Raw genomic sequence first — 22,696 nt, forward strand, 5'->3', positions numbered from 1 at the left:
ATGAACCGGGCGCGAACGATGCGCCCGGTTTTTTTTTGGGCGTATCAGTCTTTTTTAACCGGTTTACCGGACCAGTAACCGGCCAGCAAAGAACCGGAAAGATTGTGCCAGACCGAGAACAGCGCGCCCGGCAAAGCCGCCAGCGGGGTGAAGTAAATTTTCCCCAGCGTGGCGGCTAAACCTGAGTTTTGCATTCCGACTTCCATCGCCAGCGTGCGGCAGGTGGTCTCGTCAAACCCGAACAATTTCCCGCCCCAGTAACCGCTCAGCAGGCCGATGCCGTTGTGCAGGATCACCGCCACAATCACGATAAGCCCCACAGAACCGATAAAGCCCTGACTGCCCGCGACGACGGCGCTGATGATTGCCACGATACACACCATGGAAAACAGCGGCAGCAGCGGCTCAATGCGTTTCACCGTTTTGGTAAACAGATGATGAATAATCAGGCCCGCTAAAATCGGGATCACCACAATCTGCAAGATGCTCAGCAGCATGCCTTCCACATCCACTTTAATGTGCGTATCGACATAAAGACGCGTCAGCAGCGGCGTGGCAAAAACACCGACCAGCGTGGAGACGGCGGAAATGGTCACGGAAAGCGCGACATCGCCTTTTGCCAGATAAATCATCACATTGGACGCGGTTCCGCTGGCAACGCTGCCGACCAGAATCATACCGGCAGATAGATCCGGCGGCATATGGAACAGTTTTGCCAGCACCCAGGCCGCCAGCGGCATGACCAGATAATGCAGGAATGTTGCTGCTGCGACCGGCGCGGGGCGGGCCAGCACGCGTTTGAAATCACCGAATTCCAGCGTGACGCCCATCGCGAACATAATCAGCATCAGCAGGGTAGAAACGTGAGGCCCGATGGGGGTGAAAGTGCCGGGCGAATAGTACGCCGCGACCGACAACAGCACGGCCCACAGCGGGAACAGGCGGGTTATTTTGGCTAACATGTTGAGGATGATCCTTGTCTTTGTTGTTTTGCAAAAGTACAGACAAAAAAAAGACCGGGCACAAGGCCCGGTCTTCTCAGATACCGCGCCCGATATTATTCGAATAGGTTGCGGTGTAGAGTTTTTACGACCTGATCGGCATCACTGCCCGGCACAAGGAAGCACAGGTTGTAGCTGCTTGCGCCGTAGCAAATCATGCGGATATTGAACGGATCCAGCACGCCGAAGACTTCTTTGCCGACGCCACAGGCCTGCGATAATTTGTTGCCGATAATCGCCACCAGCGCCAGGTTTTCTTCCACTTCCACGCGGCACAGCGAGGAAAGCTCGGTCAGCAGTGACGTAGTCAGCAGGCTGGCGTCTGACGAAGTGGAACCGGTGGTGTCGAGCGTCAGCGCTACGCTGACTTCTGATGTGGTGATCAGATCCACAGAAATATTGTGGCGCGCCAGAATGCCAAACACGTCGGCGAGGAAACCGCGTGAATGGAGCATGCTCAGGCTGTGCAGCGTCACCAGCGTTTGTCGACGGCGCAGTGCAATTGCGCGGAACAATGGCGGGTTTTCAGTGTTGTCACACACTAACGTGCCACCGCCGGACGGATCTTTGCTGGAGCCGACAAACACCGGAATACCGCGACGTACCGCAGGCAGTAATGTTGCCGGATGCAGCACTTTGGCACCGAACGTCGCCATCTCGGCTGCTTCTTCAAACGCAATGCGATCAATGCGTTTCGCCGCAGGCACCAGACGCGGATCAGTGGTGTAAATGCCCGGTACGTCCGTCCAGATATCCACGCGGACAGCGCCCAGCGCTTCGCCCAGCAAGGCCGCGGTATAGTCGCTGCCGCCACGGCCCAGCGTGGTGGTACGGCCTTTTCCTTCCGAACCGATAAAGCCCTGGGTAATCACCAGCGCGTCCTGTAAACGCGGCTGCAATTGCTGAAGCGTCAGGTCTGTCAGCGCCTGAGTATCCGGCTCTGCACGGCCAAAATGGTCGTTGGTGTGCATCACTTTACGCACGTCGAACCATTCCACCGGCACATTGCGCTGGCGGACGATTTCAACAAACAAAAGCGTGGACATCAGCTCGCCGTGGCTCACCAGTTCGTCGGTCAGCGCCGTGGACGTTGCGAGGCTCGCGGCTTCGGACAGCATGGCGATATTTTCCAGCATGCGGCCGATTTCTTCACGGATCACAGCCGGATTATCGAGGCGGTCAATAATGGCGTTTTGAATGCGGCGGATTTCATCAAGCAGAAACACACGGCGCTCGGTTTCTTTGCCTGTGGCCAGCTCGACTAATAAATTGGTGACGCCCGCGGAGGCGGAGAGAACGACCAGACGCACTTCAGGGCGCGCAAGAACGATGTCTGCGCTGCGGTTCATAGCGTCGAAATCCGCGACGCTGGTACCGCCAAATTTGGCGACGATGACGTTGCCCAAAGGCTGCGGACTGGCGTTGCGGGATGCTGCGTAATTCATGTAAAACCTCGTGTCAGGGTCGTCATACCAGACGGCCATCGATTCCATAATTCTATAAGAATTGGCACAAGGGGAGGGCGGATAACGGGAGCAGGCGTAGAGATGCTACGATACACCCAGAAGCGCTCCACCTTGTCGACATCCTCACGGATGCCCGGTGACAACCCAGGGGATTCAGCCCCTGTAGCCGATCTTATGCCTGCCGAAGGCTTCAGACCTCGGCGTCGCTCCCCCTGATGTACCCTCGCAGGATTTCGGTTCCTCCGATACACTTCCTGGGCGACGCGCCTCTTCTGGCTCACGCGTCAAACGCGCGCGTGAGTTAGGTGCTTAGGAATAACGGGTTCTCGCCTTTCTGTCAACGGCAACAGGGCGCTAACGCCACATTTTGAACGATTGTCATCTAATATTGTTCTCTGTCATTGTGATTCAACAGATCTGACCTATCGCAAGAAAAGGCATCTCATCTCGGGAACTACAGGTTACAATCGGGACAGTTACCTCATATTTATTCTCAGCCTAAGAGCATTGCTATGAAAAATATCAATCCAACTCAGACCGCTGCCTGGCAAGCCCTGCAGCAGCATTTCGACACGATGAAAGATGTGCAGATTAGCCATCTGTTTGCTGAAGATGGTGATCGTTTCTCCAAGTTCTCTGCCACTTTTGAAGACCAGATGCTGGTCGACTTCTCTAAAAACCGTATTACGACAGAGACGCTGGACAAACTGCAGGCGCTGGCCAAAGAAACTGACCTTCAGGGCGCCATCAAATCGATGTTCTCTGGCGAGAAGATCAACCGCACGGAAGACCGCGCCGTTCTGCACGTTGCCCTGCGTAACCGCAGCAACACGCCAATCGTCGTGGATGGCAAAGATGTGATGCCGGAAGTGAATGCCGTTCTGGCGAAAATCAAAGGTTTCACCGAACGTGTTATCGGTGGTGACTGGAAAGGTTACACCGGCAAAGCGATTACGGATGTGGTGAACATCGGTATCGGCGGTTCAGACCTCGGCCCGTTTATGGTGACCGAAGCGCTGCGTCCGTACAAAAATCACCTGAATATGCATTTCGTCTCCAACGTTGATGGCACGCACATCGCCGAAACGCTGAAAGACCTGTCTCCGGAAACCACGTTGTTCCTGGTGGCATCAAAAACCTTCACCACGCAGGAAACCATGACCAACGCCCACAGCGCGCGCGACTGGTTCCTGAAAACCGCTGGCGACAATAAGCACGTGGCGAAACACTTCGCTGCGCTGTCTACCAACGGTAAAGCGGTCAGCGAATTTGGTATCGACACCGACAACATGTTCGAATTCTGGGACTGGGTCGGCGGCCGTTATTCACTGTGGTCCGCGATTGGCCTGTCCATCGCGCTGTCTATCGGTTTCGAAAACTTCGAACAGTTGCTGAGCGGCGCTCACGCGATGGATAAACACTTCGCGAATACCCCGGCTGAGAAAAACCTGCCGGTTCTTCTGGCGCTGATTGGTATCTGGTACAACGATTTCTACGGCACTGAAACCGAAGCTATCCTGCCATACGATCAGTACATGCACCGTTTTGCGGCGTACTTCCAGCAAGGCAACATGGAATCCAACGGTAAATTCGTTGACCGTAACGGCAATCCGGTGGATTACCAGACTGGCCCGATCATCTGGGGCGAGCCGGGTACCAACGGCCAGCACGCGTTCTATCAGCTGATTCACCAGGGCACCAAAATCGTTCCTTGTGACTTCATCGCGCCTGCGGTCAGCCACAACGCGCTGAGCGATCACCACGCGAAACTGCTGTCTAACTTCTTTGCACAAACTGAAGCGCTGGCATTCGGTAAATCTCTGGAAGTCGTCGAGAAAGAATTCGCCGATCAGGGTAAAAAACCGGAAGACGTTAAACACGTCGCGCCGTTCAAAGTGTTCGAAGGTAACCGTCCGACCAACTCCATCCTGCTGCGCGAAATCACGCCATACAGCCTGGGTGCGTTGATCGCGATGTACGAGCACAAAATCTTCACGCAGGGCGCTATCCTGAACATCTATACCTTCGACCAATGGGGTGTGGAACTGGGTAAACAGCTGGCGAACCGTATTCTTCCTGAACTGGAAGGCAGCGAAGATGTGACCGGCCACGACAGCTCGACCAATGGCCTGATTAACCGCTTCAAAAACTGGCGCTAATCCCTCGTCATCCTTCAGGCTGTTTCAGCGTTGGCTGCGTGAACTCACCCCGGTCACTTACTTATGTAAGCTCCCGGGGCTTCGTTCCCTTGCCGCCTTGATCCAGCCCGAATGATTTAGAGGGACAGGTCGAAATATTTCTAAATAAAAGGGTTAGCCTCAACGGGCTGGCCCTTTTTTAATGCCGCTTTTCCGGCACAGACTCTGTGGTATTCTGCGGGTATTCATAACAAAAGTGGGATGTAGATCACATGGCAGGATCAAAACGTGCGACGATGGTTTCCGTCATCATGCAGCGAATTTTGAACGTTTTCTTATTGGGGCTGGCAGTCATTCTGATGATCTTTATCGGGCGTGAAACCTACCATCTGGCAATGGTTTTGTTCGTTAATAACGATCAGTCTTCATCGTATCTGCTGATAGAGGGTATCGTGATTTACTTCCTCTATTTCGAATTTATTGCGCTGATCATTAAGTACTTTTCGTCGGGATATCACTTCCCGCTGCGTTACTTTATTTATATCGGCATCACGGCGATTATCCGCCTGATTATCGTCGACCATAAAAGTCCTTACGACACGCTGGTTTACGCCTGCGCCATCCTTGTCCTTGTCGTGACACTTTACCTCGCCAACGGCGAACGTCTGCGCCGCGAATAAATGAGGCGATTACTGCCTTGCATTCATGCGTTAGAATGCGAGGCAGATAATTAATTGGAGGTATGAATACCTCCATGATGGAGCCGTTGATGTCTGATTCCCATTCCCCTGAACAACTCCCGATCCATTGGTTTCAAGATCCGAATGACGTGCCGGCGGATGTTGCTGACTGGCTGATGGAAATGGGATCCATGACCCGCCGGTTTGAAAAGCAGGGTGTTACCGTCACCGTGAAACCGAAAAATGAATGTTTTGTGCGTCGTGATGAGCTGGGTGAAAGCGAAGCGCAGCAGCTGCCGGAAAGTGCCCGTTATTGGGTTCGCGAAGTGATCCTGTTTGGCGATGCCGAACCCTGGCTGCTCGGACGCACCGTGATCCCGGAAGAAACGCTGACCGGGCCGGATCTGGCGCTGGTTGATTTGGGCACGGTGCCGCTGGGTCGGTATCTGTTTAGCGGCAACAATCTGACCCGTGATTACATCCATCTGGGACAATTAAATACTGAGCAGGGCAGTTTATGGGCGCGTCGCTCACGGCTTTGTCTGTCGGATAAGCCCCTGCTTCTGACAGAAATTTTTCTGCCGGACTCGCCGGTTCACCGCCCTGAGGGCAAAGTGGGCCAGGCATGAGTCAAACTAATCCACAAGGAGAACAGAGAGTGTCAGGAAGTATGACTCAGGGCACCTGGCGGGATTACTGCCGCCTGATGCGCATTGATAAGCCGATAGGTTCTTTGCTGCTGTTGTGGCCGACGCTTTGGGCGTTGTGGCTGGCCGGTGAGGGAACGCCTTCTGCCAAAATTTTGCTGGTCTTCGTGCTGGGCGTTTTCTTCATGCGCGCGGCGGGTTGTGTGGTGAATGACTACGCGGACCGTAAATTCGACGGACACGTAAAGCGCACCGCCAACCGTCCGCTTCCAAGCGGTGCGATCACCGGGAAACAGGCAAAAATCTTGTTTGTCGGTCTGGTGCTGGTGTCCTTTCTGCTGGTTCTGACGCTGAACCGGATGACCATTTTGCTGTCCCTCGCGGGGCTGGCGCTGGCATGGGTTTACCCGTTCATTAAGCGGGTCAGCAACCTGCCGCAGTTTGTGCTGGGCGCGGCGTTTGGCTGGGCAATTCCGATGGGGTACGCCGCCGTCAGCGGGACGTTGCCTTTGAGCTGCTGGCTGATGTTCATCGCGAACATTTGCTGGACGGTGGCTTACGACACGCAATACGCGATGGTCGATCGTGATGATGATTTAAAGATTGGCGTGAAATCCACGGCGATTTTATTTGGTCGCTTTGACACGCTGATTATCGGCCTGTTGCAGCTGGCAACGCTGGTTCTGATGGGCATTATCGGACACCTTTCTCAGCTTGGCGCGCCGTTCTGGTGGTCATTAGTGCTGGCCGCTGCGCTGTTTGTTCACCAGCAAAAGCTGATTGCCAAACGTGAGCGTGATGCCTGCTTCCTGGCTTTTCGCCAGAATAACTACGTCGGGCTGGTGCTGTTCCTTGGCATCCTGATGAGTTTATCTGCTTTCAGCTTCTGAGCCTTTCAGGCAATAAAAAACGCCCGGTCTTTTTATAAGCCCGGGCGTTTTGCTTTATGGCGTTACCGCAATGATTTTAACGTCAATCAGTGGTCGGTATCGCGCACGTCCATCTTCGGCTCAGCCGGAGGTTCGGTCGCCTGAGGCAGCTCAGAAGGCATACCGGCGCTTTCGATGGTGAGTTTAATATCCGGCGTCATCAGGTCGCTGAGCATGTTGTAAATCTCACGCGTCTGTTCCTGAATCGCATCGCCGCTGTCGCTGATATACCCTTCAGCGCGCAGTGTGCCGACCAGCGTGGAAAACACCGCTTTGTCGAAGAATTCAGGGGCATTAATGCCGTGCAGCACGGATAAACGCTGCGCCATAATCCGGCTCTCTTTTTCCAGCGCACCGCGGTTGATGCTTGGATTATTGGTGAGCAGGGAGAACGTAATCGCGTAGCGTTGCAGCGTTTCGCGGACACCCGCCGCCAGCAGTTGCAGCGTGCGGATACGCGCCGGGTTCAGCGTCAGCTCGTCGTCTTCCAGATGAATGATCTGCTGACGGGCCAGTTCCAGCGTCAGAATATCCAGCACGTGCGGAAGTTCCGATTTATCGAAATGCATAAACAGTTCAGCTTTCAGCATCGGATAAATCAGTTCGACCTGACGCAGCAATTCAGCACGACTCACATGGCGGTGGTGCATCACGATGCTTGAAATCAGCGACGGCAGGACCAGCATATGGTGGATGTTGTTGCGGTAATACGTCATCAGCACCGCTTGTTCGCGCGGCAGAACGATGATGTCGCCGATATTGTCTTTCTCGACCTGGAACTTATTCATGTTCAGGGCGTGATCGAGCAACTGGTCGGCAGTCAGATCCGGCACCGTCGAATCGGCGTTATACGGCACGTTGCGCAGCAATTGCAGATAACAATCAATCTGCTCAGTCAGTTGTTCGCGGGTCAGTGAACGCTGACGCGATGCCAGCAGCGCGGTACAACACAGGTTCATGGCGTTTGCCGCCGCTGAGTTGTTGATGCGCACCATAATCTGTTCTGCCAGATCCTGAACCGTTGGCGTCAGCCAGCTCGGACGTTGCGCTTCGATAGGATCGATCGCTTCACGCCAGGTTGGTACGTTCTGGTTCAGATACGTGGTCAGATGCAACGGTTCACCAAAGTTCACATAACCCTGGCCGAGGTTACGCAGTTTGCGTAAACCATTGAGCATCTGGGTCAGACTTTCTTTCTCTTTGGTCGCACCGCGCAATTCTTTCGCGTAGGTGCCCACTTCCATGACGTGTTCGTAACCGATGTAAATCGGCACTAACGTAATCGGACGTGAACCGCCGCGCAGCATGGCCTGAATAGTCATCGCCAGCGTGCCGGTTTTCGGCTCCAGCAAACGCCCGGTACGCGAACGGCCACCTTCCACGAAATATTCCACGGAATAACCACGGCTGAACAGCTCGCCGAGATACTCACGGAATACCGTCGAATATAGCTTGTTGCCTTTGAACGTACGGCGGATGAAGAACGCACCCAGACGGCGGAAAATCGGGCCAGCGGGCCAGAAATTCAGGTTGATACCGGCCGCAATGTGCGGAGGAACCAGCCCCTGATGATAAAGCACGTAGGACAGTAACAGATAATCCATGTGGCTGCGGTGGCAGGGCACATAAACGATTTCCTGCCCGTCCAGCGCCAGCTGACGCACACGTTCCGCATTATTGACGTTGATGCCTTTATACAGGCGGTTCCACGTCCAGCTCAGCACGCGATCAGAAAGGCGCACGGCTTCATACGAGAAGTTAGCCGCAATCTCTTCCATCAGCGCGATGGCGTTTTGCTGGGCTTTTTCGTGTGAAATCTTCTTACTGCGCGCTTCATCTTCAATGGCTTTTTCGATGGCCTTGGACGCCAGCAGCTTATTGAATAAATCCTGTCGCGCTGGCAAACGCGGGCCAACTGCCGCCAGACGCTGGCGGGAGAAGTGCATACGCGCAACACGTGCCAGTTTCTGGGCGATGGTTTTGTCGGTTCCATGCTCGGTCGCCATATAACGCAGCGAAACGGTATTGGAAAAACGGACAAAACTGTCGCGGCCCAGCCACAGCACGGCGAAGAATTTCTGGATCCCGTTCAGCACGCGCAGATGCGGCGTATCGTGGCCTTCGCGGCCTGGCGCACGGCCAAACATGACCGACACGGGCAGCATCTGAATGTCTAAATCCGGGTTATTACGGTGCAAATCCAGGTAATCGTGGAACAGCTTTACCGATTCCTGCTTTGGCGTGTAATAAGAGAAAACGCGCGGGCCTTCGGCAATAAACACATGGCTCGGCAGCAGCGTTCCGTCGATTTCCAGCGGAATAAGGGGATCAGGCAGATTTTGCGCCAGACACTGCGCGCGCAATGTCAGCAAATCGGCTTTGGAGTTATAAGGCAATACGTACAGAATTGGCCGGGTCGGGTCTAAGTGCAACTCGGTAACCGGATCTGAAGGTATGACCTTGCTCTTTACCAGCAATGAGAGTGGTAAATTCAATAATGTGTAATAAAGTCTACGCCAACCTGACATAAAAACGTGAAGCCTCTTGTTAGCAATTTCGCCGCAAGGATACCAGAAAGCTCAGACGAGATCTGTGGTGATGAGATACCATTAAACCGCTAAAATGCGCAAAACCCGCAGGACAATATTTCAAGGATCAGTAACAGAATGGCGAACCAAGTCACTGGATTTACCCGCATCTATAAAGCCGCAGGCTATTCCTGGAAAGGCCTGAAGGCCGCATGGCAAAATGAAGCCGCTTTTCGGCAGGAGGCCAGCGTTGCTATCCCGCTAATTTTATTATCTTTCTGGCTGGATGTAAGCAGTATAGAACGTATCCTGCTGATTGGCTCCGTCGTGCTGGTGTGTGTGACTGAACTGCTTAACAGCGCCATTGAATCCGCGATTGACCGCATCGGGCCTGAGTTTCACGTCCTGTCTGGACGAGCGAAAGATATTGGCTCCGCCGCTGTACTTCTGACCATCATATTGGCGATTTTTGTCTGGGTCAGCATCTTTTGGCCGCGATGGTTCTGATTTGGAATCTGCATTCCAGGAATTGTCGTTATGCCCTGTTTTTATTCAATCTTAGGTTTTCATTGACCGTTTAGCTGTATATACTCACAGCTAGACTGTATAAACAACCAGGGGGCGGAATGAAAGCTTTAACGACCAGACAACAAGAGGTCTACGACCTTATTCGCGATCATATCTCCACCACCGGTATGCCACCGACCCGCGCAGAGATTGCATCCCGTCTGGGGTTCCGTTCCCCGAACGCGGCGGAAGAACACCTTAAAGCGCTGGCGCGTAAAGGCGTTATCGAGATCGTTTCCGGTGCTTCGCGCGGTATTCGTCTGCTGATGGAAGAAGAAGAAGGTTTACCGCTGATTGGCCGCGTTGCCGCCGGTGAACCGCTGCTGGCTCAGCAGCACATCGAAGGACATTACCAGGTCGATCCGGCCATGTTTAAACCGAGTGCGGATTTCCTGCTGCGTGTCAGCGGGATGTCGATGCGTGATATCGGTATTCTGGATGGCGACCTGCTGGCAGTACATAAAACGCAGGACGTCCGTAACGGGCAAGTTGTCGTTGCGCGTATTGATGATGAAGTCACGGTCAAACGCCTGAAGAAACAGGGCAGTGTTGTTCAGCTGTTGCCTGAAAACAGCGAATTCCAGCCGATTGTGGTTGATTTGCGTGAACAGAATTTCAGCATTGAAGGTCTGGCGGTTGGCGTTATCCGCAACGGCGACTGGATCTAATCTGCGCTTAAGCTTTACGTTACAGGTGCGTTGGCCGCCTCTGACGCGCCTGTAAAATCACTATCTCATCGCCCCGTTTTGGGGCGATGTTGTTTTAAGCATTGCTCAAAAACTCTTTCGATAAAATCCTCTTTCTTACGTGTTATCCGCTGCGTTGCCTGTTCAGAGCAAATGTCGTATTCGCTTCCTCTATGCCCTGAATTACCGGCCTTTTTCAGTCAGACAGATTTCAATTCCACGTTATTTCCTGCTTTGGATTAATCCTAATAGTGGTTTTTATCCCTGTTTTGGGAAGACGAATCCGCATTCTCTACTAAGCTTAGAAGTGTTAAGGACGGGCTGCCAACAAACGTGCAGCTCCACAACCCAAGGTAACAGGAGATATTTATTATGAATAAGGACCAAGCCGACGGTAACTGGAAGCAGTTCAAAGGGAAAGTGAAAGAACAGTGGGGTAAGCTGACTGATGATGACCTGACAGTCGTTGAAGGTAAACGTGATCAGCTGGTAGGTAAGATTCAGGAGCGTTATGGCTATCAGAAGGATCAGGCCGAGAAAGAGCTCAAGGATTGGGAATCGAAAAACAAATATCACTGGTAACACGCGACTCCCCCTCGCGTATCAGTGACGTATCCTGAGTCATTGCTGCTCCTACCCGGAACACTTTCAGGATACGGGTACAAGGATGTACCCAACCTTCAATATCTTCCTTCTACACCTTAAATTATCCGTTATGCTGCGTTAAAACCCTTCCGCTTTAAGCCTTTTGAAATCCATCAAAAACACCTGATATATCAACGTTTTTTAACCACAATGCTGTGGTCGTGTTCGCAATGATCGTGACTGTCGCAGGTTTCAACAACTTTGCATTCGGCACATAAGCCATGCGCTTCAACGACTGAATGACGCAACTCAAAGCCGGATTCAAGCGCCAGTTTCGCCAGACGTTCTTCAATACCGTCTGTGGTTTTTTCCGTGACCAGCCCGCAGCGGTCACAGATAAACAGTGCAGAAGTGTGGCTCGGTTCTTCGAAATGATGGCAAAGCACATAGCTGTTAGCTGATTCAACCCGATGAATAAACCCTTGTTCCAGCAGGAAATCCAGCGCCCGGTAAACCGTTGGCGGTTTGGCCTGCGGTTCGCTGACGCGCAGCAGATCCAGCAAATCATAGGCGCTGATCGCACCGGGTTGTTGCGCCATCAGTCGCAAAACTTCCAGCCGCTGCGGTGTAAGACGAACATTGCGCTGCTGGCAAAGTTCTTCAGCTTGTGAAAGTAATTTTTCCGGATTATTCAGGGTCATAGCAACATTCTCTGAGCGCAGATTGGGATAAATAGGCCACATCATGCAGCCATTCTTAATTTTATCATGCTTCAGCCAGATCGACGAATTATGCGCCGCTCAGTTGTGAGGTTGCACGGGGGCAAAGCCGCTAAACCGGGCAAGATGCCGAATCTTTGTTCTGTGGTATAATCAGCGATTAACTTCCCTCTGGCCGCCGTGCCGGAGGGAGCGCCACGAACCCCTCAGCGAATGTCAGGCCGATGTCAGAAACTCAACACGCAATGCCCCAAAACGCCATGTCCACAACCCCGCCATATTCCGCTCAGCGTTTTTCCGTTGCGCCGATGCTTGACTGGACCGACCGTCACTGTCGCCATTTCCATCGCCTGATGACCGGCCAGACGTTGCTGTATACCGAAATGGTCACTACCGGCGCGATTATTCATGGCAAAGGCGATTATCTGGGCTTTGGCAATGAAGAACATCCGGTGTCTTTGCAGCTGGGCGGCAGCAATCCGGCCGATCTGGCGCACTGCGCGAAGCTGGCAGAAGAACGCGGCTATGACGAGATCAACCTGAACGTCGGTTGCCCGTCAGATCGCGTGCAGAACGGTATGTTCGGTGCCTGCCTGATGGGGCAGGCGTCGCTGGTGGCGGATTGCATTAAAGCGATGCGCGATGTGGTGTCGATTCCGGTCACCGTCAAAACCCGCATCGGGATTGACGATCAGGACAGCTACGAATTCCTCTGCGATTTCATCCGTCAGGTGTCTGAAAACGGCGGCTGCGATACCTTTATCATTCATGCCCGTAAAGCCTGGCTTTCCGGCCTGAGCCCGAAAGAAAACCGTGAGATCCCGCCGCTGGATTACCCGCGTGTTTATCAGCTCAAGCGTGATTTCTCTCATCTGACGATGGCAATTAACGGCGGCATTAAAACGCTGGAAGAAGCCAAAACGCATCTGCAACACATGGACGGCGTGATGGTAGGCCGCGAAGCCTATCAGAATCCGGGCATGTTGCTGAGCGTGGATCAGGCACTGTTCGGCTCTCAGGAACCGGTGAAAACCGGGCCGGAGATCATCCGCGCGCTGTATCCTTACATCGAAGCCGAGCTGAGCAAAGGCACTTATCTGGGCCACATCACCCGCCATATTCTGGGTCTGTTCCAGGGCGTGCCGGGTGCGCGTCAGTTCCGCCGTCATCTCAGCGAAAACGCACACAAAGCGGGCGCGGGCATTGACGTCGTTGAACAGGCGCTCTCGATGGTCAGCCAGCCGCAGGAAGCGCCGGTTCAGGCGTAAGCGTCTTCAAAATCGACGTGAGTAAATTCACTACCAGTTAGTCAGATTCACTATTTTTTCGCAGGCCGTTTGCGCCTGCGAAAAAATTTCCCCTGTTAAATCAGTTAATTATTTCCCCCTGTCACTCTGGCACACTTCTTGTAATAGCTTCATCGTGTTTTGACATTACGTCTTACTGCACACTGGCTTATTAAGGAGCACCCGATGCTGGAAATTCTCTTCGTGCTTGGTTTTTTCTTTATGCTGATGCTGACCGGCATTTCCCTGCTGGGCATGGTGGCGGCGCTGATCGTGGCATTTGGTCTGATGATGTTGGGCGGCTTCTTTGTGATTGTTATTAAAATGTTGCCGTGGCTAATTTTAGCGGTCGCTGCCGTCTGGATTTACCGGACATTTATCCGGCCTGACGAACCAAAATATCGCCGTCGCCGCCTGCCATAAAAGAGCCGGACGATGAGCGGTTTTCATAACTTCATGAAATAGAAAAAGTTGATGGCGGCGTTTTGAGCACAAAAAAATGTAAACGTTACATCTATAACTTTTACTTATGTGCTAGCGATCACAAGCTGGATCAGAATGTGCGGTCGAAATGCATAAATCATATTTTTTAACATGGGTGACTGTTAGGATGGAATTCATACGTGGTCAGCAGGCCGCAAACTGAATTCATCAAGTCCGGTGAGGCACACAATAGTCACACAAGTGACACCGCCCTCCGGATTTACCCGGCAGTACCCTACAGCAGTACCCGTCTGAACTCAGAGGTCGTCTGTATCAGGCAGTAAAAAAGGCTTCCATCCGGAAGCCTTTTTTGCATTAGCTTCCCCGTCGTCCTTGACGCCACAGCTGCGTTAGCCGCACTCAACAACCCGAATCACTTACCGGAGTAAGCTCATCGGGATTCTCTCGTTTGCTGCCTTGCTGTAACGCCAATGACTTTGGGGATCGTTTGGCAGATATGCCTGTTAATTACTTGCCCGGGATCAGCAGGCTTGAGCCTTGTGTGATGCGGCTTTCCAGCGTTTCGTGGGCGCGTTTAGCTTCGGAGAGCGGGAATTTCTGCGCGTCGCTGACGTCGACTTTTATCGCGCCGCTGGCGATAAGTGAAAACAGCTCGCCGCTGGCTTGCGCCAGTTCTTCGCGATTGGTTACGTAGCCATTAAGCGAAGGGCGCGTGACGAACAGCGAACCTTTCTGATTCAGGATCGCCAGATCCACACCTTTCACCGGCCCGGACGCATTCCCAAAGCTCACCAGCAAACCGCGGCGCTTCAGGCTGTTCAGGGATTTTTCGAAGGTGTCTTTGCCAACCGAATCGTAAACCACCCCGACTTTTTCGCCGTTGGTCAGTTCGGCCACGCGGGTGGCGATATCTTCTTTCTGATAGTTAATCGTCGCCCAGGCACCGGCTTCTTTGGCGCGGGCGGCTTTTTCATCAGAACCAACAGTCCCGATCAGTTTCACACCCAGCGCCTTTGCCCACTGGCTGGCAATCAGCCCGACACCGCCTGCGGCAGCGTGGAACAAAATGGTTTCGCCCGCCTGCACTTCATGTGTCTGGCGCAGTAAATAGTAAACCGTCAGCCCTTTCAGGAACGACGCCGCCGCCTGTTCAAAGCTGATGGCATCCGGCAGCAGGGCGATTTTCTCCTGCGGTACGTTATGGATTTCGCTGTAAGCGCCGAGCGCGGACTGCGCATACACCACGCGGTCGCCCGGTTTGATGCCGGTCACGTCGCTGCCGATTCTGGTGACAACGCCTGCCGCTTCGGTGCCCAAACCGGCCGGGAAACTGGCTGGCGGATACAAACCGCTGCGCACATAGGTATCGATGTAGTTAATACCAATGGCTTTGTTCTCAACCTGAACTTCACCGGCCTTGGGTTCTTGTGGCTGATAATCAACGTATTGCAGAACGTCAGGTGTACCTGTTTCAGAAAACTGGATGCGCTTTGCCATGTTTTTCCCTCGTGATGGAGTCTGATTTCAACCCTAGGCTAAATGGCCGGGACAATCCAGATTTTAGGCACAGCCGGTTAATACCCTTTTGAAATGAGACATGACAACCTATACTAACGCGCACGTTGCGCTTCTGATTTTCGGAAGTCCGACGCTCATAAAACAGGCGCTTACAGCAGGAACAAATCCACAGATGGCAGCAAAAAAACCGACCAATCAACAGAACGAAACCCGCGATCGTCAGATGGAAGGCCTGAAGCTTCCGCCGCATTCGCTGGAGGCTGAGCAATCCGTTCTGGGCGGGCTGATGCTGGACAACGAACGCTGGGATAACGTCGCGGAGCGCGTGGTCAGCAATGACTTCTTCAGCCGTCCGCATCGCCTGATTTTCACCGAAATGCAGCGTTTGCTGGAAATGAGCAAACCGATCGACCTGATTACGCTGTCCGAATCGCTCGAACAAAAAGGCGATTTAGACTCAGTCGGCGGTTTTGCTTATCTGGCAGAACTCTCTAAAAACACCCCAAGTGCGGCAAACATCGGCGCTTATGCCGATATCGTGCGCGAACGTGCCGTTGTGCGTGAAATGATTTCCGTCGCCAACGAAATCGCCGACGCCGGTTATGACCCGCAAGGTCGCAGCAGCGAAGACCTGCTCGATTTAGCCGAATCCCGCGTATTCCAGATTGCCGAAAGCCGCGCCAGTAAAGACGAAGGCCCGAAAAGCATCGACCGCATTCTGGAAAGCACGGTGTCCCGTATCGAAGAACTGTTCCAGCGCCCGCACGATGGCGTGACGGGCGTATCGACCGGTTATGCGGATCTCGATAAGAAAACCGCCGGTCTGCAAAAATCTGACCTGATTATTGTGGCGGCGCGTCCGTCGATGGGTAAAACCACGTTTGCGATGAACCTCGCCGAAAACGCCGCGATGATGCAGGATAAACCGGTCTTAATCTTCAGTCTGGAGATGCCCGGCGACCAGATCATGATGCGTATGCTGGCGTCGCTTTCCCGCGTCGACCAGACCAAAATCCGTACCGGCCAGCTCGACGATGAAGACTGGGCGCGTATTTCCAGCACCATGGGGATTTTGCTCGAAAAACGTAACATGTATATCGACGATTCCTCCGGCCTGACGCCAACCGAAGTCCGTTCCCGCGCACGCCGTATTTTCCGCGAACACGGCGGTCTGAGCCTGATCATGATCGACTACTTACAGCTGATGCGTGTTCCGGCGCTGTCCGATAACCGTACGCTGGAAATCGCCGAAATCTCCCGCTCGCTCAAAGCACTGGCGAAAGAGTTGCAGGTGCCGGTGGTGGCGCTGTCGCAGCTGAACCGAAGCCTGGAGCAGCGCGCCGACAAACGTCCGGTCAACTCCGACTTGCGTGAATCCGGCTCCATCGAGCAGGACGCCGACTTAATCATGTTCATCTATCGTGACGAGGTTTATCACGATAACAGTGAAGAAAAAGGCATCGCGCAGATCATCCTCGGTAAGCAACGTAACGGCCCGATCGGGACCGTTCGCCTGACGTTTAACGGGCAGTGGTCACGGTTTGATAACTATGGCGGCCCGCAATACGACGAAGACTAACGTCTCAGGTTTTGACTTTATCCCTCCCCTTTCAGAAGGGGAGGTCAGGTGGGGTTTGGTTCTCAACCCCGCTTTCGGAAACTCTCCATTTCATTAAAGGACTCAAAATGAAAGCGGCTACGGCTGTCATTGATCGCCGCGCTCTGCGACACAATCTGCAACGGGTGCGTCATCTGGCGCCACAAAGTCGTCTCGTTGCGGTCGTGAAAGCAAACGCTTATGGGCACGGTTTACTGGAAACGGTGCACAGCTTGCAGGATGCCGATTATTACGGCGTGTCCCGGCTCAGCGAGGCGTTATCGCTGCGTAAATCCGGCATTGTTAAACCCATTCTCCTGCTCGAAGGTTTCTTCTCACCGGATGAATTGCCGCTGCTGGTGGAACATCAGCTCGATACCGCCGTTCACAGCATCGAACAGCTCGACGCGCTGGAAAACGCGCAACTGGCGCGCCCGCTGAATGTCTGGCTGAAACTCGACACCGGCATGCACCGTCTGGGCGTGAACCCGGCGCAGGCTGAGGCGTTTTATCAGCGCCTGAGCGCCTGCAAAAATGTTGTTCAGCCGGTCAATATAATGAGTCATTTCTGCCGTGCCGATGAGCCGGAAAGCGATGCTACGCCGAAGCAGCTGGCCTGTTTTAATGCGTTTGCCGCCGGTAAGCCGGGGCAAAAATCGATTGCCGCTTCCGGCGGGATCCTGCTCTGGTCGCAGTCGCACATGAGTCTGGTGCGTCCGGGGATAATCCTTTACGGCGTATCGCCGCTGGAAACCGGAGACGCCAGCGATTTTGGTCTGCAACCAGCGATGACGCTGACCTCCAGCCTGATTGCGGTGCGCGAGCATTTCGCCGGTGAACCGGTCGGTTACGGCAGCACCTGGACCAGCGATCGCGACACCCGTCTGGGCGTGGTGGCGATGGGGTATGGCGACGGTTACCCGCGCAGTGCGCCGAGCGGAACGCCGGTGCAGGTCAATGGCCGCATCGTGCCGCTGGTCGGACGCGTTTCGATGGACATGATCACGGTGGATTTAGGGCCGGACGCGACGGATAAAGTTGGCGATGAAGTCATCTTCTGGGGGCCAGCTCTGCCGGTTGAACGCGTTGCGCAGGCAACCGGCATCAGTGCGTATGAACTGGTCACGCAGCTCAGCGAAAGGGTTTGCCGCCAGTATATTGGCGACTGACGTTTACTTCTTCACCGCCAGCCACTGGCTGACAATTTGCTGATATTCGCCGGTGGCTTTACTCAGGTGAAGCCACTGGTCGACATACATCTTCCAGCTAATATCATCACGCGGCAGCATGTAGGCTTTCTCGCCATATTGCAGCGGCTTTTTCGGGTTTACCGCACACAGTTTTGGATAGTGTTTCTGCTGATACAGCGCTTCAGACGCATCGGTAATCATCACGTCGGCTTTCTTATCCACCAGCTTCTGGAAAATCGTCACGTTATCGCTCAGCGTCAGCGTGCCTTTTGGCAGATGGCTGTGAACGAACGCTTCATTGGTGCCGCCCGCCGGTTCAATCAGGCGAACGGAGGATTTGTTCAGCTGCTCAACGGTCTGGTATTTCCGCACATCTTCGCAACGCACCAGCGGAATTTTCCCGTCCTGATCCAGCACATTGGCAAACCATGCTTTTTGCTGGCGTTTCAGCGTGACGGAAATGCCGCCCATCGCGATATCACAATGCCCGGCGTTCATTTCATCCGGCAGCGATTTCCAGGTGACCGGCACCCAGGTCGGTTTTACGCCCAGACTGGCCGCCAGTGATTCCGCCATGGCAATATCAATGCCTTCGTACTGGCCGTCTTCTTTCAAAAAGGTGTACGGTTTGTAATCGCCAGTGGTACAGACGTTCAGCGAACCTTTCTGTAATACACGTTCAAGACGGGATGAGGTGGCGTCTGCGTGGGCCAGTGCGGGTATTACGGCAAGAAATGCGAGAGGGTAGAGGATTTTTTTCATTATTCTTTCCTTGAGTTTAAATCACGCGCAAGTATAAGAAAAAACAGCCGATAAGTAATTAACCGGTATATACCCGTCATACTTCAAGCTGTTTATGCGTTGGCTGCACCCGCTCACCCCAGTCACTTACTCGAGTAAGCTCCCGGGGATTCACGGCTTTGCCGCCTTCAAACAACTTGAATTATTTTGGGTATAGTCTTTGCAAAGTTAAATCACTATAAACAAAAATTAAAACGACAGGAAAGGTGCTATGTACAGCGTTGATGATTACGACCTGAAAATTCTGACCTTATTACAAGCTAACGGAAGACTGACTAATCAGGAATTAAGCGAACTGGTAGGATTATCCGCATCACAATGCTCACGTCGCCGCATTGGTCTGGAACAGGCGCAGTTAATCCTCGGTTATCATGCACGTCTGGCTCCGGAAGCGCTCGGTCTGGGTATGATAGGTTTGATTGAAGTCAGACTTATCAACCATTTACCTGCACAAGTTGACGCTTTCCACAGCATGCTCGGTGAAGTCGATGCCATCATCGACGCCTATAAAACCACCGGTGATGCGGATTATCTGCTGAAAGTCGCCGTCAAAGATTTGGCCGGTTTGAGCACATTGATCAGCCAAATCCTCTCTGTGCACAAAAGTGTGGCGCACGTGAAAACCTCGGTTGTGCTTAACCGTTTAAAAGAAAACGGTCTTTTAACCTTAGCCTGATAAAAATAACGCCAGCGTAATAAATAAAACCCTCTGTTTATTACGCACTATTATGGTGACTTATTTTGGTGCGAATTCCCGTTTCTGGTGCATGAAAATGAATTAAAATGCGCAATCTGTGCATGTAAAGATTAATTAACGCGTCACAAAATCTTATTTTCGTTTTTTAATGCAAATTGCGTGCGTAAATATTGCCTTAATTCCCCGTCTCCTTAATTATCACGAAAAGACTTTTGAGTATCTTTATCCGGGGAAAGGGGAATTATGGCAAGTTTGGACAATATTAAGCCCGCCGCTGAACAACCGCACAGCGGGCACACGCTGGTTGAAGATGCGCTGGCGATTATCATTGGTACGCTGATGGTCTCGTTTGGCGTGGTGATGCTACGTCAGGTCGGCGCGCTGACCGGCGGAACGGCGGGGATGGCGTTTCTGGCGCATTATATTTCGCACGTCTCATTCGGTACGGCTTTCTTTATTATCAACTTACCGTTCTATTATTTATCCATCCGCCGCATGGGCTGGCAGTTCACGCTGAAAACATTTGCGGCGGTGGCGCTGGTCTCGGTGTTCTCTGATTTGCACCCGCTGTTCGTTCACTTCGATCATCTCCAACCTTTCTACGCCACGCTGTTTGCCAACGTCATCATGGGGATTGGCTTTATCGTCCTGTTTCGCCACAAAGCCAGCCTCGGTGGCGTGAATATTCTGGCGCTGTTCCTTCAGGATAAATATGGCATCCGCGCCGGTAAATTCCAGATGGGCGTCGACTGCTGCATCGTGCTGGCGTCGCTGTTTGTGGTCAGCGTTGAAATGCTGATCGCCTCCATTCTGGGCGCGGTGATCGTTAATCTGATTATCGCCATGAACCACCGGCCGGGGCGTTACAGCGTCTGATGCAAAAAAAACGGCGCAGATTTCTGCACCGTTTTTTGCCTTGTTTTTATGTCCGTCGTCGCCCTGTTATGCAGCGAAACCGCCGTCGATGGTCAGGCTGGAACCGGTGATATATCCCGCTTCAGGGCCTGCCAGATACGCCACGAAACCGGCGATTTCACTGTCTTTACCGTAACGATCCAGTGCCATAAAGCTCAGCATCCCTTCTGCCATCTCGCCGTCAGCCGGGTTCATATCGGTATCCACCGGGCCGGGCTGCACGTTATTGACGGTTATGCCGCGCGGGCCTAAATCACGCGCCAGGCCTTTTGTCAGGCCGACAATCGCGGATTTGCTCATGGCATACACCGCGCCGCCCTGGAACGGAATGCGATCTGCGTTGGTGCTGCCGATGGTGATGATGCGGCCGCCGTCCGGCATATGGCGCGCGGCCTGCTGGCTGGCAACAAAAACGCTGCGCACGTTAACCGCAATGGTGCGGTCGAAATCGTCGATTGTCAGCGCGTCCAACTCGCCGAACGCCAGAACACCGGCGTTGTTGACCAGAATATCGATTTTACCGAAAGCCTGAGCGGCGTTGTCGATAGCGGAACGCACGCTGCTTTCATCGGCGCTGTCGGCTTTAATCGCAAGGGCTTTACCGCCGGTGGCTTCGATGGATTTCACCAGTGCCTGCGCTTTTTCGTCGGAAGAAACGTAGGTGAAAGCGACGCTGGCACCGTCGTGGGCCAGGCGCTTAACGATAGCGGCACCGATGCCGCGTGATCCGCCCTGAACAAAAGCGGCTTTGCCTTGCAGTGATTGCTGAGTGGTCATTTTAAATGGCTCCGGTTCGAATGAGGTGACTGTTAGATCCTAGTCTATCTGGGCTGATTAGCTTCTCAGACGAACGGGCGGTTTTATATGCAATGGGTGCCCGAAAATTGACAACAATGTTGTCATCTTTTTTAACGAACTTTGATAGTCTGTGAAAGAGCAGCGATGCGCCGGTATGACTGGCGTGGATTGCCGCGCCACTCAACCAAACCAAGGAGATGTATACCGTGTTCCAACATGTTGATGCCTATGCCGGTGACCCGATTTTGTCGCTGATGGAAAGCTTTAAGACCGATCCAAGACAAGACAAAGTGAACCTGAGCATCGGTCTCTATTACGACGAGCAGGGTATTATCCCGCAACTGGCTGCGGTGGAAAACGCAGAGCAACAGCTGAACGCCGGGCCACAGGCCGCGTCAGTGTATCTGCCGATGGAAGGCCTGCCAGCGTACCGCGCAGGCATTCAGGAACTGCTGTTTGGCGCAGAACATCCGGCGCTGAAACAACAGCGTATCGCCACCATTCAGACCGTTGGCGGTTCCGGCGCGCTGAAAGTAGGCGCTGACTTCCTGAAGTTTTATTTCCCGAATTCAGAAGTTTACGTGAGCGACCCGACCTGGGAAAACCACGTGGCGATTTTTGGTGGCGCAGGCTTCAAAGTGCACACCTATCCGTACTTTGACCCTGAAACGCTGGGCGTAAACTTTGAGGCGATGACTGACCGCCTGAAAACCCTGCCAGCGAAAAGCATCGTGCTGCTGCATCCGTGCTGCCACAACCCGACAGGTTCTGACCTGACGCCGGCCCAGTGGGATCAGGTGATCGAAATTACGAAACAGCGCGAGCTGATCCCATTCCTCGACATTGCTTATCAGGGCTTTGGTGCAGGCATTGATGAAGATGCTTACGCGATCCGCGCGATGGCGTCTGCCGGTGTGAACTGCTTCGTCAGCAACTCCTTCTCGAAGATTTTCTCCCTGTACGGTGAACGCGTCGGCGGGTTGTCCGTGGTGTGTGAAGACAGCGACGCCGCGGGCCGCGTACTGGGCCAGCTGAAAGCGACCGTGCGCCGCAACTACTCCAGCCCGCCGAATTTCGGTGCGAAAGTGGTGGCGAAAGTCCTGAGCGACAGCGCGCTGAACGCGCAGTGGAAAGCCGAAGTAGAGAAAATGCGTACCCGTATTCTTGAAATGCGTCACACGCTGGTCGACAGCCTGAAAGTCGCCTTGCCGGGTCGTGATTTCAATTACCTGCTGCAACAGCGTGGGATGTTCAGCTACACCGGGTTCAGCGAAGAACAGGTTGTCCGTCTGCGTGAAGAATTCGGCGTTTACCTGATCCTCAGCGGTCGCGTGTGCATGGCCGGCCTGAATCACCATAACGTGAAACAGGTCGCCGAAGCCTTCGCTGCCGTGCAATAACTCCCCGTTTTACACCAAAAGGGCTGACAGCGATGTCGGCCCTTTTTTGTATTTGCGATCTCATCCCTTTCTTTTTCGCCATGTTGCTGCACACTAAATAGACG

At 53.4% G+C, this 22,696-nt stretch carries 21 protein-coding genes and 1 riboswitch; of the genes, 14 read left to right on the forward strand and 7 right to left on the reverse strand.

From position 1 onward, the window contains the following. Positions 1–44 precede the first annotated feature (44 nt). Together panS and lysC are read right to left on the reverse strand one after the other, a co-directional pair. Entirely contained in the window at positions 45–962 is a 918-nt protein-coding gene (gene panS / locus KWG64_RS09820) for a ketopantoate/pantoate/pantothenate transporter PanS (protein WP_195816332.1), read from the reverse strand. Between the two features lie 95 nt (positions 963–1,057). Next, on the reverse strand, positions 1,058–2,446 hold the full coding sequence (lysC, locus tag KWG64_RS09825; protein WP_218521799.1) for a lysine-sensitive aspartokinase 3: 1,389 nt from the start codon (positions 2,444–2,446) through the stop codon (positions 1,058–1,060). A 112-nt stretch (positions 2,447–2,558) separates the two neighbouring features. Next, a riboswitch (Lysine riboswitch) is annotated at positions 2,559–2,747 on the reverse strand. 232 nt (positions 2,748–2,979) lie between these two features. Between lysC and pgi the strand changes: the two genes are divergently transcribed. The 4 genes from pgi (at position 2,980) to ubiA (ending at position 6,822) form a co-directional block, all read left to right on the forward strand. Beyond that, positions 2,980–4,626 (forward strand): glucose-6-phosphate isomerase, encoded by a 1,647-nt coding sequence (gene pgi / locus KWG64_RS09830; protein ID WP_195816330.1) that lies wholly within the window; start codon positions 2,980–2,982, stop codon positions 4,624–4,626. Positions 4,627–4,877: 251 nt separating this feature from the next. After that, positions 4,878–5,285 carry a phosphate-starvation-inducible protein PsiE gene (gene psiE / locus KWG64_RS09835; RefSeq protein WP_195816329.1) on the forward strand — a complete coding sequence of 136 codons (408 nt, stop codon included), beginning with the start codon at positions 4,878–4,880 and terminating at the stop codon, positions 5,283–5,285. 89 nt (positions 5,286–5,374) lie between these two features. Then, positions 5,375–5,914 carry a chorismate lyase gene (gene ubiC / locus KWG64_RS09840; protein WP_195816328.1) on the forward strand — a complete coding sequence of 180 codons (540 nt, stop codon included), beginning with the start codon at positions 5,375–5,377 and terminating at the stop codon, positions 5,912–5,914. 29 nt (positions 5,915–5,943) lie between these two features. After that, entirely contained in the window at positions 5,944–6,822 is an 879-nt protein-coding gene (ubiA, locus tag KWG64_RS09845) for a 4-hydroxybenzoate octaprenyltransferase (protein WP_255562145.1), read from the forward strand. An 86-nt stretch (positions 6,823–6,908) separates the two neighbouring features. On the opposite strand, the gene plsB is transcribed toward ubiA, so the two are convergent. Next, complete coding sequence (gene plsB, locus KWG64_RS09850; RefSeq protein WP_195816327.1) at positions 6,909–9,389, reverse strand: glycerol-3-phosphate 1-O-acyltransferase PlsB; 2,481 nt, start codon at positions 9,387–9,389, stop codon at positions 6,909–6,911. A gap of 138 nt (positions 9,390–9,527) precedes the next feature. Here plsB and KWG64_RS09855 point away from each other — a divergent pair, with 138 nt between their 5' ends. The 3 genes from KWG64_RS09855 to KWG64_RS09865 all read left to right on the forward strand — a co-directional run bounded on the left by KWG64_RS09855 (position 9,528) and on the right by KWG64_RS09865 (position 11,224). Further along, positions 9,528–9,896, forward strand: a complete 369-nt coding sequence (locus tag KWG64_RS09855; RefSeq protein WP_152327435.1) for a diacylglycerol kinase — start codon at positions 9,528–9,530, stop codon at positions 9,894–9,896. 119 nt (positions 9,897–10,015) lie between these two features. Then, on the forward strand, positions 10,016–10,624 hold the full coding sequence (gene lexA / locus KWG64_RS09860; protein ID WP_047605531.1) for a transcriptional repressor LexA: 609 nt from the start codon (positions 10,016–10,018) through the stop codon (positions 10,622–10,624). Positions 10,625–11,014: 390 nt separating this feature from the next. After that, entirely contained in the window at positions 11,015–11,224 is a 210-nt protein-coding gene (locus KWG64_RS09865; protein WP_101074856.1) for a CsbD family protein, read from the forward strand. Between the two features lie 194 nt (positions 11,225–11,418). Here KWG64_RS09865 and zur read toward each other — a convergent pair whose 3' ends face one another. Next, the gene (zur, locus tag KWG64_RS09870) at positions 11,419–11,928 is read right to left on the reverse strand and encodes a zinc uptake transcriptional repressor Zur (RefSeq protein ID WP_152327434.1); all 510 of its coding nucleotides are present in this window, start codon (positions 11,926–11,928) and stop codon (positions 11,419–11,421) included. Positions 11,929–12,170: 242 nt separating this feature from the next. Here zur and dusA point away from each other — a divergent pair, with 242 nt between their 5' ends. Continuing rightward, complete coding sequence (dusA, locus tag KWG64_RS09875; protein ID WP_370628640.1) at positions 12,171–13,214, forward strand: tRNA dihydrouridine(20/20a) synthase DusA; 1,044 nt, start codon at positions 12,171–12,173, stop codon at positions 13,212–13,214. A gap of 204 nt (positions 13,215–13,418) precedes the next feature. Then, positions 13,419–13,655 (forward strand): envelope stress response protein PspG, encoded by a 237-nt coding sequence (pspG, locus tag KWG64_RS09880; protein ID WP_152327427.1) that lies wholly within the window; start codon positions 13,419–13,421, stop codon positions 13,653–13,655. Between the two features lie 528 nt (positions 13,656–14,183). Here the strand turns inward: pspG and KWG64_RS09885 are convergent. Then, entirely contained in the window at positions 14,184–15,173 is a 990-nt protein-coding gene (locus KWG64_RS09885) for a quinone oxidoreductase (RefSeq protein ID WP_218521800.1), read from the reverse strand. 193 nt (positions 15,174–15,366) lie between these two features. On the opposite strand from KWG64_RS09885, the gene dnaB reads away from it, so the two are divergent. Both dnaB and alr read left to right on the forward strand, forming a co-directional pair. Continuing rightward, on the forward strand, positions 15,367–16,773 hold the full coding sequence (dnaB, locus tag KWG64_RS09890; protein ID WP_101074864.1) for a replicative DNA helicase: 1,407 nt from the start codon (positions 15,367–15,369) through the stop codon (positions 16,771–16,773). 107 nt (positions 16,774–16,880) lie between these two features. After that, positions 16,881–17,960 (forward strand): alanine racemase, encoded by a 1,080-nt coding sequence (alr, locus tag KWG64_RS09895; protein WP_218521801.1) that lies wholly within the window; start codon positions 16,881–16,883, stop codon positions 17,958–17,960. A gap of 3 nt (positions 17,961–17,963) precedes the next feature. Here alr and KWG64_RS09900 read toward each other — a convergent pair whose 3' ends face one another. After that, positions 17,964–18,743, reverse strand: coding sequence for a transporter substrate-binding domain-containing protein (locus KWG64_RS09900; RefSeq protein WP_218521802.1), 780 nt, complete (start codon positions 18,741–18,743; stop codon positions 17,964–17,966). 250 nt (positions 18,744–18,993) lie between these two features. Between KWG64_RS09900 and KWG64_RS09905 the strand changes: the two genes are divergently transcribed. Both KWG64_RS09905 and KWG64_RS09910 read left to right on the forward strand, forming a co-directional pair. Beyond that, positions 18,994–19,458, forward strand: coding sequence for an Lrp/AsnC family transcriptional regulator (locus tag KWG64_RS09905; RefSeq protein ID WP_165061242.1), 465 nt, complete (start codon positions 18,994–18,996; stop codon positions 19,456–19,458). 264 nt (positions 19,459–19,722) lie between these two features. Further along, the gene (locus KWG64_RS09910) at positions 19,723–20,355 is read left to right on the forward strand and encodes a YitT family protein (RefSeq protein ID WP_218521803.1); all 633 of its coding nucleotides are present in this window, start codon (positions 19,723–19,725) and stop codon (positions 20,353–20,355) included. A 66-nt stretch (positions 20,356–20,421) separates the two neighbouring features. On the opposite strand, the gene KWG64_RS09915 is transcribed toward KWG64_RS09910, so the two are convergent. After that, positions 20,422–21,171 carry a 3-oxoacyl-ACP reductase family protein gene (locus tag KWG64_RS09915; RefSeq protein ID WP_218521804.1) on the reverse strand — a complete coding sequence of 250 codons (750 nt, stop codon included), beginning with the start codon at positions 21,169–21,171 and terminating at the stop codon, positions 20,422–20,424. Between the two features lie 227 nt (positions 21,172–21,398). On the opposite strand from KWG64_RS09915, the gene KWG64_RS09920 reads away from it, so the two are divergent. After that, a complete protein-coding gene (locus KWG64_RS09920) occupies positions 21,399–22,592 on the forward strand; it encodes an amino acid aminotransferase (protein ID WP_195816320.1) in 1,194 nt (397 codons plus the stop codon). The last annotated feature ends 104 nt before the right edge of the window (positions 22,593–22,696 follow it).

The organism is Rahnella sp. PD12R, assembly GCF_019200965.1.
GTDB lineage: Bacteria > Pseudomonadota > Gammaproteobacteria > Enterobacterales > Enterobacteriaceae > Rahnella > Rahnella laticis.